At 61.9% G+C, this 12,514-nt stretch carries 11 protein-coding genes; 2 read left to right on the forward strand and 9 right to left on the reverse strand.

Annotation, left to right across the window (positions count from 1 at the left end):
- Nucleotides 1–61 precede the first annotated feature (61 nt).
- The 9 genes from lysS to DESUT3_RS11635 all read right to left on the reverse strand — a co-directional run bounded on the left by lysS (nt 62) and on the right by DESUT3_RS11635 (nt 10,942).
- Complete coding sequence (gene lysS / locus DESUT3_RS11595) at nt 62–1,546, reverse strand: lysine--tRNA ligase (RefSeq protein ID WP_221248638.1); 1,485 nt, start codon at nt 1,544–1,546, stop codon at nt 62–64.
- 243 nt (nt 1,547–1,789) lie between these two features.
- Nucleotides 1,790–2,680: an Ig-like domain-containing protein gene (locus DESUT3_RS11600; RefSeq protein WP_221248640.1), complete on the reverse strand. Its 891-nt coding sequence runs from the start codon at nt 2,678–2,680 to the stop codon at nt 1,790–1,792.
- A 29-nt stretch (nt 2,681–2,709) separates the two neighbouring features.
- Nucleotides 2,710–3,805 (reverse strand): peptide chain release factor 2 gene (prfB, locus tag DESUT3_RS11605; RefSeq protein WP_221248641.1). Its coding sequence is split into 2 segments (ribosomal slippage): nt 2,710–3,735 and nt 3,737–3,805, totalling 1,095 coding nucleotides; the frame shifts between segments, so codons are not numbered across the junction.
- A gap of 98 nt (nt 3,806–3,903) precedes the next feature.
- Nucleotides 3,904–5,433, reverse strand: a complete 1,530-nt coding sequence (lnt, locus tag DESUT3_RS11610; RefSeq protein WP_221248642.1) for an apolipoprotein N-acyltransferase — start codon at nt 5,431–5,433, stop codon at nt 3,904–3,906.
- A 4-nt stretch (nt 5,434–5,437) separates the two neighbouring features.
- Nucleotides 5,438–6,301 carry a hemolysin family protein gene (locus DESUT3_RS11615; protein WP_225911487.1) on the reverse strand — a complete coding sequence of 288 codons (864 nt, stop codon included), beginning with the start codon at nt 6,299–6,301 and terminating at the stop codon, nt 5,438–5,440.
- A gap of 56 nt (nt 6,302–6,357) precedes the next feature.
- On the reverse strand, nt 6,358–7,071 hold the full coding sequence (locus DESUT3_RS11620) for a diacylglycerol kinase (RefSeq protein ID WP_318835929.1): 714 nt from the start codon (nt 7,069–7,071) through the stop codon (nt 6,358–6,360).
- On the reverse strand, nt 7,068–7,469 hold the full coding sequence (gene ybeY, locus DESUT3_RS11625; RefSeq protein WP_264082205.1) for an rRNA maturation RNase YbeY: 402 nt from the start codon (nt 7,467–7,469) through the stop codon (nt 7,068–7,070). Before ybeY ends, DESUT3_RS11620 begins: the two co-directional genes overlap by 4 nt.
- On the reverse strand, nt 7,423–9,903 hold the full coding sequence (locus tag DESUT3_RS11630) for an HD family phosphohydrolase (RefSeq protein ID WP_221248644.1): 2,481 nt from the start codon (nt 9,901–9,903) through the stop codon (nt 7,423–7,425). Before DESUT3_RS11630 ends, ybeY begins: the two co-directional genes overlap by 47 nt.
- A gap of 109 nt (nt 9,904–10,012) precedes the next feature.
- Nucleotides 10,013–10,942 (reverse strand): PhoH family protein, encoded by a 930-nt coding sequence (locus DESUT3_RS11635; RefSeq protein ID WP_225911488.1) that lies wholly within the window; start codon nt 10,940–10,942, stop codon nt 10,013–10,015.
- Between DESUT3_RS11635 and DESUT3_RS11640 the strand changes: the two genes are divergently transcribed.
- Both DESUT3_RS11640 and eno read left to right on the forward strand, forming a co-directional pair.
- The gene (locus DESUT3_RS11640; protein ID WP_221252613.1) at nt 10,931–11,140 is read left to right on the forward strand and encodes a hypothetical protein; all 210 of its coding nucleotides are present in this window, start codon (nt 10,931–10,933) and stop codon (nt 11,138–11,140) included. The two genes, DESUT3_RS11635 and DESUT3_RS11640, sit on opposite strands and share 12 nt — an antisense overlap.
- Nucleotides 11,141–11,202: 62 nt before the next feature.
- The gene (gene eno, locus DESUT3_RS11645; protein WP_221248646.1) at nt 11,203–12,495 is read left to right on the forward strand and encodes a phosphopyruvate hydratase; all 1,293 of its coding nucleotides are present in this window, start codon (nt 11,203–11,205) and stop codon (nt 12,493–12,495) included.
- Nucleotides 12,496–12,514 lie beyond the last annotated feature (19 nt).

The raw sequence follows: 12,514 nt of genomic DNA on the forward strand, positions 1-12,514 counted from the left end.
GAGGCCGGTGCCTGAACGCAGTTCCGGCCGCCGATCCCCAGTCCCCAGCCTCTGCTAATTCCTACCGGCCTTCCGGCCGAAGCTGCGGGAAGAGAATCACATCGCGAATCGAGGCGGAGTTGGTCAACAGCATCACCAGCCGGTCGATGCCGATCCCTTCGCCAGCGGTGGGCGGCAGCCCGTATTCGAGAGCCCGAATGTAGTCCTCGTCCATGGCATGCGCCTCTTCGTCGCCCGCCTCTTTTTCGGCCAACTGCTTGACGAAGCGCTCCTTCTGGTCGAGCGGGTCGTTGAGCTCGGAAAAGGCGTTGGCCAGCTCCCGGCCGACGACGAACAGCTCAAAGCGATCCACCACCTCAGGGCGCTCGTCGTTCTTGCGCGAAAGGGGCGAAACCTCGGTGGGATACTCGGTGATAAAGGTCGGGTTCCACAGCTTGGGCTCGACCACCTCGTCGAAAATCTCGGTGAGCAGCTTGCCGTGGCCGATATTGCTGTCGAGCTCAAGGCCGAGGGAGCGGGCATACTGCAGCAGTTTTTCGCGGTCCTCGAGAACGGCAGGATCGACCTTGCCGTACTTGACGATCGACTCGCGCACGGTAAGCCGGTCCCAGGGCGCGGTAAGGTCCACCTCGCGCTCCCCGTAGGTGAACTTCAGGCTGCCCACCACCTCCTGGGCCAGGTGGCAGATGAGCTCCTCGGTGAGGTCCATCAGCTCGTGGTAGGTGGCATAGGCCTGGTAGAACTCCATCATGGTGAATTCCGGGTTGTGCTGGATGGAGATCCCCTCGTTGCGGAAATTGCGGTTGATTTCAAAGACCCGCTCGAAGCCGCCGACCACCAGGCGCTTCAGGTAGAGCTCGGGAGCGATACGCAGAAACAGGTCCATCTTCAAGGTGTTGTGGTGGGTGATGAACGGCTTGGCGGTCGCGCCCCCGGCGATCGGCTGCATCATCGGGGTTTCGACTTCGAGGAAATCGCGCTGCTGCATGAACTCGCGGATCAAGCCGATGATCCTGCTGCGCTTGCGGAACACTTCGCCCACCTCGGGGTTGACCATCAGGTCGACGTAACGCTGCCGGTAGCGGGTCTCCACGTCGGTGAGCCCGTGCCATTTTTCCGGCAGCGGCTGCAGCGACTTGGTCAGGATGCGCACCTGGTCGGCGCGCAGGGAGAGCTCGCCGGTCTTGGTCCGGAAGGGGGTTCCGGCCACGCCGATGACATCGCCGAGATCGAAACGGCGGAATTGCTCGAAAGCCTCTTCGCCCACCTTGTCCTTACCGATATAAACCTGGATACGGCCGCTGCGGTCCTGCAGTTGAACGAAGGCCGCCTTGCCGAAGTCGCGCCGGGCCATGATCCGCCCGCCGAGCACATAGCGCTCGCTGCAGCTCTCGAGGGCTGCGGCGTCCTGGTCGGCGTGGGCGGCAGCCACCTGGGCCGCCGTATGTTCAACCGGGAAATCGTTGGCGTAGGGGTTGATCCCCTGCTCCCGGAGGTCCTCCATCTTCTTCCTGCGCTGAAGCAGGATATCGTTGAGTTCTTCCATAAATTCCAATACCTTTCGTGCCCAATTTACAAGGGAGCTACCTTATACCCCGGGGCCGGGCAAGTCAAGGGAAAACCAGGATTCCCGGCCCCTTGCGGCCCCAGTGAAAACGGCCCGCCGGGGCGGGCCGCATGGCGGATCGTTGCTCTGCAAGCCCCCCCTCCCCGCCTGGCCGGCGGCTGGGGAAAGGCGGCTCGCTACCAAGCCCGGGAGAGGACCCGGGCGCTCGCCGAGGCCAAAACCTCAGGGCTTGAACAATACCGAGGTCGTGCCGCTGGCCGTCGTCAGGTCGGCGCCGGTGACCGTCACCAGCAGGGTGTTCTCCCCAATGGGAAGGGCGGTTGCCGAAAATGACCAGTTGGCCCCGTCCTGGGTGAACTCATCGACCTCCACTCCGTTGAGAAACAGGCTGATGGACTGGCCCGAATAGGCTCCGGAAAAATCGTGGCTGGCGCTGCTGACCTCGGGGACGAACGGGTCGAGGGTCAGCAGGGGAGCATCGGCCAAGACATTGAGAGTCACCGAAGCGGTGTTCGCCACCCCGGCCCCGTCGGTCGCGGTGGCGACCAGCACATAATCGCCATCCTGGGGGAGACCGGTGATGTCATAGCTCCAGGCAACCCCGCTGATCTGGGCAGCCCCTTCCGAGACCACCGTCCCGGCAGCATCGCTGATGCTGACAGCGACCGTATTGTCGGCCGCCACCCGCCCGCTGACCGTCTGCGCCCCGTCCGGGGTGGGCGACACGAACTGTTCGATGGTCACCACCTCGCGCACGACCACCAGCGCCAGCGAGTTGTTGTTGCCGATATCATCGGTAGCCCGCACCTCGATCACGTTGGCGCCCACCACGAGATTGTTGACCGTGGCCGACCAGTCACCACCGATCACCAGGATCTGCCCGGAATCGATTTCATTGTCGTTGAGGAAAACCTCCACCGTCGCCCCCGGCTCCACGGCTCCCTCCAGGGTGATGGAGGTGGTCTGGATCGGGGTCCGGAACACGCCCCCCTGCAGGGTCAGGGACGGCGGGTCGAGATCCCCCTCGCCCCCACCGCACCCGGCGAAGGCCAGGGCCCCGACCAGGGCCAGCGGGAGCAGCAGATATCCGGTCAGTTTCTGGAGCAGCGTCATGTCTTTTTCCTTGAAATTCGAAGAGCTGGCTACTTTTTGCTCAGCAGGTAGGCTTCGATGAAATCCTCGATATCGCCATCCAGCACCGCATCGGTGTTGCCGACCTCGTACCCGGTTCGATGGTCCTTGACCAGCCGGTAGGGGTGCAGCACATAGGAGCGGATCTGGCTGCCCCAGGCGATCTCCTTCTTGTCTGCGCTCAGGGCGGCGGACTCTTCCTCTTTTTTCCGCAACTCCAGTTCGTAAAGCCGAGCCTTGAGCTGCTTCATGGCCGTGGCCCGGTTCTTGTGTTGGCTGCGCTCGTTCTGGCAGGCCACCACGATCCCGGAGGGGATGTGGGTGATGCGGATCGCCGAGTCGGTCTTGTTGACATGCTGCCCCCCCGCCCCGCTCGAGCGGTAGGTGTCGACCTTGAGATCCTTCTCGTTGATCTCGACTTCGATATCGTCGGAGAGCTCGGGAAACACGAAGACCGAACAGAACGAGGTGTGACGCCGGGCGTTGGAGTCGAAGGGCGAAATGCGCACCAGGCGATGGATGCCGATCTCCGCCTTCAGGAAGCCGTAGGCGTAATCCCCCTCGACGGTGAAGGTCACCCCCTTGACCCCAGCCTCCTCACCGGGCTGGTAGTCGGTGATCTCGGTCTTGAACCCCTTGGTCTCGCAGAAACGCAGGTACATGCGCAGCAGCATTTCGGCCCAGTCCTGGGCCTCGGTGCCGCCGGCGCCGGCGTTGATGCTGAGGATGGCGTTGTTGGGATCATGCTCGCCGGAGAGCATGCGGGCGAATTCCATTTTCCCCACCCGCTGCTCCAACTCGGGCAGCAGGCCGCGGACTTCGGCCAGGGTCTCTTCGTCCTCGCCCTCCTCGCCCAGTTCAACCAGCACCAGCAGGTCCTCGAGCTCCTGGGCAGCGCCCTCCCAGCCTTCGACTATTTTCTGCAGCCGGGTGCGCTCCTTGAGCAGCTCCTGTGCCTGGTCGCCCAGGTTCCAAAACTCGGGGCGGGCGATTTCGGCTTCCATTTCGGCGACGCGCTCTTTCTTGGCGTCGACGTCAAAGATACCCCCTCAGCTCATTGAGCTTGACCTGAAGTTGTTTCAGACTTTCTTTTTCTTCACGGAACATGGCGATTTCCCCTGCGTAGGTTATTTGAGGTGCGGATTATAACGGGCGAAGCGGCTAAGGACAAGGCCTTTGCCGAATGCGCTGGCCCCGGTGGAAAATCAGGAAGCCGGTTCCAGCCGGCGCCGGGTGCGCGCCAGCCACCAGATAGCCAGCACCAGGAACGCTCCGGGCACCAGGTCGCCGATGCGCGCATACAGCGATCCCCCGGCCCCCAGGCCCACCTTGCCTTCGAGGTACAGGGTCTGGAAAATCGGGGATTGGGTCGAGATCGCCCCCGAAGGCGCAATGAAGGCGGAGATGCCGGTATTGGCGGCGCGGGCGACCCAGATGCGGTTTTCAATCGCTCGAAACCTGGTCATGGCCAGATGCTGATAGGGCGCGGAGGAGCGCCCGAACCAGGCATCGTTGGTGATGTTGATCAGAAAATCGCTCCCCTTGCGCACGTAATCCCGGGCCAATTCAGGAAAAATCCCCTCGAAGCAGACCAGCACCCCGGCCCGGTGGCCGTTGAGCGGCAGAGGGCTGACCGTTCCCGGGGAAAAATCCCCGATCCCCACCACCAGCTTGTCGATAAAGGGGAGATACCGCCCCAGGGGGACGTATTCCCCGAAGGGGACCAGGTGCACCTTGTCGCTGCGCCCCAGCGCCTGCCCCTGCCCCGAAAGCAGGAAGGCGCTGTTGAGATAATGGTACTGGCGATTGACGACCTCGTAGGCCGGGCTGCCAAAAAGCAGAAAGGCACCGGTCTGCCTGGCCGTGCCGGTTACCGCCTCGGCCAGTTCGCCACCGTCCTGGTAATAAAACGGGGTGGCGCTTTCGGGCCAGATGATCAGCTCCGCGGCCGTCGCGGCATGGGCCTCCAGGGAGAGCTCGCGGTAGGTATCGACGGTTCGGCGCTGGTTGGTCGGGTCCCATTTGATCGACTGGTCGATGTTCCCCTGGACCAGAGCGGTCTCCAGGGTCTGCGCCCGGCCGTCGAGGTCCTGGCCGAGACGCCAGTAACCGTAGCCAAGGTTGGCGGCGAACAACAGGGCGCAGGCGATCAGCCCGGCCCAGGGCAGAGCGCGAACCCGGCCGGCCTCTTTGCGCCGCAGACACTCTGCGAGCACCGCGTTGACCAACACCAGCAGGAAGCTGATGCCGTAGACCCCGAACAGGTCGGCCGACTGGATCATGCTCAGCACCGACTGCTGGGAATAGCCCAGGGTGGCCCAGGGAAACCCGGAAAGAAAAAAGGAGCGCAGAAACTCCAGCGCCACCCAGAGTACCGGCAGGGTCAGCACCGCAGAGAGCCCGAGGTGCTGGCGCAGGCGGCAGGCCGCCCAGGTGGCGGCGCCGAAAAACAGGGCGAGATAGGCGACCAGCAGCAGGTAGGCGACCACCGAGAAGACCGGGTGCAGGCGCCCGTAGGTGGTCATCACGATATTCAGCCAGTAAAGAACCAGCCCGAAAAAACCGACCCCCGCGACAAAGCCGCTGCGGAAAGGCCGCCGCTCCATGACCAGAAACAGCGGCACCAGCCCGACCCAGGCCACCGCGGCAAGGTCGATCCGGGGAAACGACAGGGCCAGAACCAGCCCCGACGCCAGGGCCCAACAGTTGGTTGGATCAGGGAGCAGGCGCTTCATGGCGTCAGTTGCCGTTGTCCGCCGGGGGCTTCTGGGCAACGCGCAGGATGCTGACCTTGCGAATTTTGCGGTCGTCTCCCTCGATGACCTTCATGACCAGGGCGCCATCCTGAATTTCCTCGCCTTCGCTGGGTACGTGCCCCAGCAGGTTGAACAGGTACCCGCCGACGGTATCGAACTTGTCCTTGGGAATCTCGAGGTCGAAATGGTCCTCGAGGTCCTCGATGTTCAACCGGCCGTCCACCACCACCGAGCCGTCCTCCTGCTCCTGGAGCCAGTCCTCCTCCACGTCGTACTCGTCCTGGATGTCCCCGACGATCTCCTCGATCAGATCCTCGATGGTGACCAGGCCCGAGGTGCCGCCATATTCATCGATGGCGATCGCCATGTGCACCCGCTTGGTGCGAAACTCCTGAAGCAAATCCTCGATGTTCTTGGTTTCCGGGACGAAGTACGGGGTGCGCATCACCCGGGTGATCTTGACCTCGTCGTCCCGCCGCCCCCAGAACCGCAACAGGTCCTTGGCGTAAACCACCCCCACGATCCGATCGTTGGTCCCCTCGTAGACCGGAACCCGCGAGTGCCCCGAGGAGAGGATCGCCTCGAGCAATTCCTTGAGGGTCGCCACGGTGCTGCAGCAGACCATGTCGGTGCGCGGCACCATGATTTCACGCACGATGGTTTCGCCGAATTCGAAGATGGAGTGGAGCATCTCCCCTTCTTCTTCGTTGATAAGCCCTTCTTCTTCGGATTCGTTGATGATCTGCTGCAGCTCTTTTTCCGTCATCGCGCGGCGTTTGCGGAAAAACAGCCAACGCCAGGCGTCGAGCCACGAACCGGATCTGTTGTTGGGACTGTCGTCGTCCAAAAAACCTTTCCTCCTTGCAGGATTAAATTGATCTTGCCCTTTGGGCACCGGCCCGGTCAGGCAAACAACAGGTGAAGGGCCAGGGTGACCGCCGCGCCCAACCCGGCACCGGCTAGGACCTCCTGGCGGCTGTGAATGCCGAGCAGCAGTCGGCTGTGGCTGACCATGGCGGCCATCGCCAAGGCCAGCAGGCCGATAATCAGATCGACGCGGGCCAGAACGACCGAAGTGCCGATGGAAAACGCAACCGCCGAATGGCCGCTGGGCATCCCCCCGTGCAGCGGGGTTCCCCGGCCGAGACAGGACTTGAGAAGCACCACCAGGATGACCACCGCCAGGACCGATATCACCGGCAACAGGCCGGGAGCCGGCCCCAGACCGCTGAAGCCATCCTGCAGCCCGGGCAGAAAGTACCGTGACAGGGCCAGGTAACCGATCACCACGGCCCCGATGCTGGCCACCAGCACCGCGCCTGCGGCTACGTCCTTGGCCCGGCGAGCCAGGGGATGGTAATCGGGGGATACCAGATCGACCAGGGCTTCCAGGGCGGTATTGAGCAACTCGGCCAGCATGACCATGGTCACCGCAATGCCCAGCAGCACGAATTCCAGAGCCGATATCTTCAACTGCAGCGCCAGCAGGATGACCCCGACGGCGGCGAAAAAATGAAACCGCATGTGGCGCTGCGAGCGGACCGTCCAGAGGATCCCCTCGATGGCACAGTTTACGGCTTCGAGCCAGCCATTCGGTTTCAGCCTGTCGTTCTTCACCCGTTCAGAAACTCCTCTGCGAGCATGGCGAAAATCTCCCGCTCGCGCTCCTCCATGATCCGGGCCTGCTCCTCGGTGCCGCGCTCATGGTCATACCCCAACAGATGAAGGATGCCATGCAGCAACAGAAAGTACAGCTCGCTCTCGAAGCTGACCCCCGCCTCGGCGGCATCGCGGGCGGCGGTATCGGCGGAAATGACCACATCTCCGAGGATCTCCGGGTTCAGCCCCGCCCCGTCCCCTTCCTGCATGGCGAAGGAGATGACGTTGGTGGGCTTGTCCCGCTGCAGATAGTCCCGGTTCAGGTCGCGAATCTGCTCGTCGTCGACCACCACCACCGAGAGTTCAGCATCAGGACATCCCGAGGCGCTTAAGATCCTCCGGGCTACCCTTCGCAGGGGCAACTTCCTTATCTTTTGCCGGCTTTGCCGGTTCTCGATGTGTATCTTCACCGTTTTTCCTTTTGCCTGTCTCCTTGTCCCGCTCCTTGTAGGCGGGTTCGGGATAATCGATCCGGTGGTGGAAAATGCCGGCCAGGATCCGGTTGAAACTCTTGGCGATATTGTGCAGGTCCTTGAGGGTCAGCTCGCACTCGTCGAGCTGGCCGTCGATGAATATGTTGTTGATGATCTTCTGCACCATCCCCTGGATGCGTGCCGGGTTCGGGTCGGTCAGGGTGCGGCTGGCCGCCTCCACCGCGTCGGCGAGCATGATCAGCGCCGCCTCCCGGGTCTGCGGCTTGGGTCCGGGATAGCGGTAGTCACGCTCGTCGACCTGCTGAACCCCGGGATCCTCTTTGCTCTTGGCCTTGTCGTAAAAGAACTTGATCAGGGCGGTGCCGTGGTGCTGGCGGATGATATCCACCAGCGGCTCGCCCAGCTTGCTCTCCCGGGCCAACTCCACCCCGTCCTTGACGTGGGACATCAGGATCAGCGCGCTCATCGAAGGCGCAAGCTTGTCGTGGCGATTATCCTGCCCGTGCATGTTCTCGACGAAATACAGCGGTTTACGGATCTTGCCCACGTCGTGGTAGTAGGCAGCGACCCGGGCCAGCAAAGGGTTGGCATTGATCGCTTCGGCCGCGGCTTCGACCAGGTTGCCGACGATAATCGAGTGGTGATAGGTGCCCGGGGCCTGGATCATCAGTTCGCGCAGTACCGGCTGGTTCATATTGGCCAGCTCCAGCAGCTTGATGTCGGTGGTGTATTTGAAAGCCGATTCGATCAGGGGAATGGTGCCGTTGACGATGATGGCGCAGACCAGGCCGCCGGCCAGGCCGAAGCCGAACTTGTAGAGCAGTTGCATATCGAAGGCGCGCCCGGCCATGACATGAATGCCGAGAATCAGCGCCATGTTGATCAGCGAAAGGCGGAAGCCGGCCCGGTACAGCGTGGAGCGCTCTTTGCACTGGCGCACCCAATGGGCGCCGGTCAGGCTCCCCACCAGGGCGTAGAAGCAGATCACCAGGCTGTTGCCGAACAGGGTCCCCAGGACCAGCGCCGAAAGGATGGCGAAAACCAGGGCGACCTCCGAATTGAGCACGATCCTGACCAGCATCGCGCCGACGGCGAAGGGGAAAACGTAATAGTAGGTTGCGGAATCGATATAGGGGAAAGCGCTTTCCAGTGCGGTGGAGATGAAAATGGCCAGCTTGATCAATACGAACAGGCCAAGGAAAGTCATCACCAGGAAGGTCAGGTCCCGATTGTTCGGCCGGTACTTGCGCACGTTGCGGCGGGCAAACAGGTGGGTGCAGTAGAACAGCAGCAGAATGCAGAGCAGCAGCCCCAACCCCGACCTGAGGGTGCTGTAGTCGCTGCCGATTTCCCGGAGAGCCTTGAGCTTTTTCAGCTGGTCTTCCGAGACCCGCTCCCCCTCGCGGACGACCATCTCGCCCTTCTTCACCTGGAAGAGGACCGGGGTCACGGCCTCGCGGGCCTGCCGCTTGCGGGCCTCGGTTTCGTTCTTGTTGAAAGTCAGGTTGGGCCGCAGCAGCTTCTGGATGACCACGAACAGCGCCTGGCGGTGCCGCGCCCCGAGCCCGCGAACCTCCCGGAGATGCTCCTGCAGCAGGTTCATGGCGTCGCCGACCCCGACGACCGCCGCCAGATCGGTCTCTTCCCATTCGGCCTGGGAAACCAGGTCGCGAATGACCACTCCGCGCTCCCGATCCGCCCTGAACAGCTGAAGGTTGCCAACCACCATGGGGCCAAGGGATTGGGCTATCACCTTGCGCAGCTGCTGATAGAATTCCTGCTCCCGTGCGCTGGGTGGGGACTCCGCACTCTCCGGCGCGGTTACCGCCAGGGCATCGGGCTCAGCCTGCGCCTCCCGCGCCTGGGGGCGCTCTGCGCGGATGGGCAATTCGGCCAGGGGACCCAGCTCCTCTGCGCCGAAATTAACCCCCAGGTGGGTTGCGATCTCCTTGAACAGGTCTTCCCGCGGAACCGATTTGGCCAGACCGGAGTTCAGCTTCCTGATCGCCCCGATCAGCCGATCGGCGATCTCCTGACCAGCGTTGGGATCGAAATCATAGAGCGAGCGCACCTCATCCTCGGCCTCCTGGCGCTTTTTTTCGGTAAGCGTCTCGTCGGGGATGAGCAGGTCGCGCGGCGCTTTTACGTCCCGCGAGGCAATATCCCCCGCGGCGTAATAGTCAGGAATGAATCCCCCCTTGGGGATAATGATGATGGTGAGAAACAGGGCGAGCAGAAAGACCAGCAGGTTTCCCTGAAAACGTTCGCCGAACCAGGGCAGGCGACGCTGGGATACGCTGCCGGATTTGGCTTTACCGCGGGATCCGGCTTCCTGCTTACGATCACTTTTGGTCATGAATTCAGTGCCTCAAATTCAAATCTGGCAACTCCGGGCCACCCTCTCCGCACCCGTGCCGGTTGGAGCCGGGCGGCAAGGCGGGATCAGCTGCCGGATACAAAGGGAGTCAATTATCCGCAGGTTCCGCAACCGGTTTTTTCTGTGCCCGGTCGTAGGCCTGGACAATGGCCTGCACGATGGGGTGGCGGACCACATCGCGGTCGGTGAAACGATTGAAACAGATCCCCTCCACTCCCTTGAGTATCTGCCCGGCCTGCACCAGGCCGGAAATGCGCCCGGCCGGCAGGTCGATCTGGGTGACGTCGCCGGTGATCACCGCCCGCGAACCAAACCCCAACCTGGTCAGGAACATCTTCATCTGCTCGGCCGTGGTGTTCTGTGCCTCATCCAGGATGACAAAGGCGTCATTGAGGGTGCGCCCACGCATGAACGCCAGGGGCGCCACCTCGACGACCCCCTTCTCGATCAGGGCCTGGCCTTTTTCAAAATCCATCATGTCGAACAAGGCGTCGTACAAAGGGCGCAGATAGGGGTTGACCTTTTCCGCTACGTCGCCCGGGAGAAAACCGAGCTTCTCGCCGGCCTCCACCGCGGGCCGGACCAGAACGATCCGGCTGACCTCCTTTTTCATCAGGAAGGAGACCGCCATGGCCATGGCCAGATAGGTTTTCCCGGTTCCTGCCGGGCCGACCCCGAACACCACGTCGTTCTGGCGGATGGCATCGATGTATTTCTTTTGCGCGAGACTCTTGGGGGCGATGATCTTTTTTCGGGCGGAGATGAAGATGGTGTCCAGAAAGATGTCCTTGAGCCGTGCCCTGGAGTCGGCGCTCAGGATCCGTATGGCATAGTCGATGTCCGTGGAGTAAAGCGGATATCCTTCTTTGAGCAGCGACAGAAGCTCATCCATCAACCTCTCGACGAGCTGCACCTGGATGGGTTCACCCTCGATCTGCAGTTCGGTTCCCTTGGAGCCGACCCGCACCCCGAGCAGGCGTTCGATCTGGCGGAGGTTTCTATTTTGTTGGCCGAACAACTGGTTCGCCAGATGGGGATCATCCGCGGCGAATTTGGTTCGGGCTATGCTCTTATTCAAAAAATATCCCTTTGTTTTCGCAAAGATTCAACTGCGAAAAATAACATCGTCCGCGCAGAAAAATCAATTAAATTTATGCCGGCGGCTCCAGGGGGGCAGGCCAAAAAGGGGTTTCAATTTAGCGTCTTTGTGCTATAAATAGGGCCTCATAAAGACCGACCCTGTCGGCATTCAAATCTATTTCCTGCAAGGGGGCTTAAATGAGCGAAATCGTCGATATTTACGCCAGAGAGATCCTGGACTCCCGGGGCAACCCAACCGTTGAGGTCGAGGTCTACCTCGAAAGCGGCGCCATGGGCCGTGCCGCGGTGCCCAGCGGCGCCTCGACCGGCGAGCGCGAGGCGCTGGAACTGCGCGACGGTGACAACACCCGCTACCTCGGCAAAGGGGTGACCAAGGCCGTTGAAAATGTCAACGAAGTCATTTCCGAAGCCCTGATCGGCTGGGAGGCCTCTGACCAGGCCGGCATCGACCGCAAACTGCTGGCCCTCGACGGCACCGACTTCAAAAGCAATCTCGGGGCCAACGCCCTGCTGGGGGTCTCCCTGGCCTGTGCCAAGGCTGCCGCCGAAGAGGCCGGACTGCCCCTCTACCAGTATGTCGGCGGCTCCAACGCCAAGGAACTCCCCCTGCCGATGATGAACATCATCAACGGCGGCGCCCACGCCGACAACAACGTCGATATCCAGGAGTTCATGATCATGCCCGCCGGCGCGGTTTCCTTCAAGGAAGCCCTGCGCATCGGGGCGGAGATCTTCCATGCCCTGAAAAAGGTGCTCAAGGGCAAGGGGTACAATACCGCCGTAGGCGATGAAGGCGGCTTCGCTCCCGACCTCAAAAGCAACGAGGAAGCTCTCGAAGTCATCATGGAAGCCATCCGCGCTGCCGGGTTCAAACCGGGCGAGGACGTTCTGCTGGCCCTCGACGTTGCCTCCTCGGAACTTTTCAAAGGGGGCAAGTACGTCCTGGAGAACGAGGCTCAGCCGGAAAAAACTCCCAAGGAGCTGGTCGACTTCTACGAGGACCTGGTCAATCGCTACCCCATCGTCTCCATCGAAGACGGCATGGCTGAAAACGACTGGGAGGGCTGGAAACTCCTGACCGAACGCCTCGGCAAGCGCATCCAGCTGGTGGGCGACGACCTGTTCGTCACCAATACCAAGATCCTCAAGGAAGGGATCGACAAGGGGATCGCCAACAGCATCCTGATCAAGGTCAACCAGATCGGGACCCTGACCGAGACCCTGGAGGCCATCGAGATGGCCAAGCGGGCCGGCTACACCGCCGTGGTATCCCACCGCAGCGGCGAAACCGAAGACACCACCATCGCCGACCTGGCCGTGGCCACCAACGCCGGGCAGATCAAAACCGGCTCCCTGTGCCGCACCGATCGCGTCTGCAAGTACAACCAATTGCTGCGCATCGAGGATGAACTGGCCGAAGTCGCCGTCTTCAACGGCAAGGACGTTTTCTACAACCTGAAGAACCGGTAGCCCTGCCGGCACACCAGAC

It is taken from the genome of Desulfuromonas versatilis (assembly GCF_019704135.1).
In the GTDB taxonomy this organism is placed as follows: domain Bacteria; phylum Desulfobacterota; class Desulfuromonadia; order Desulfuromonadales; family NIT-T3; genus Desulfuromonas_A; species Desulfuromonas_A versatilis.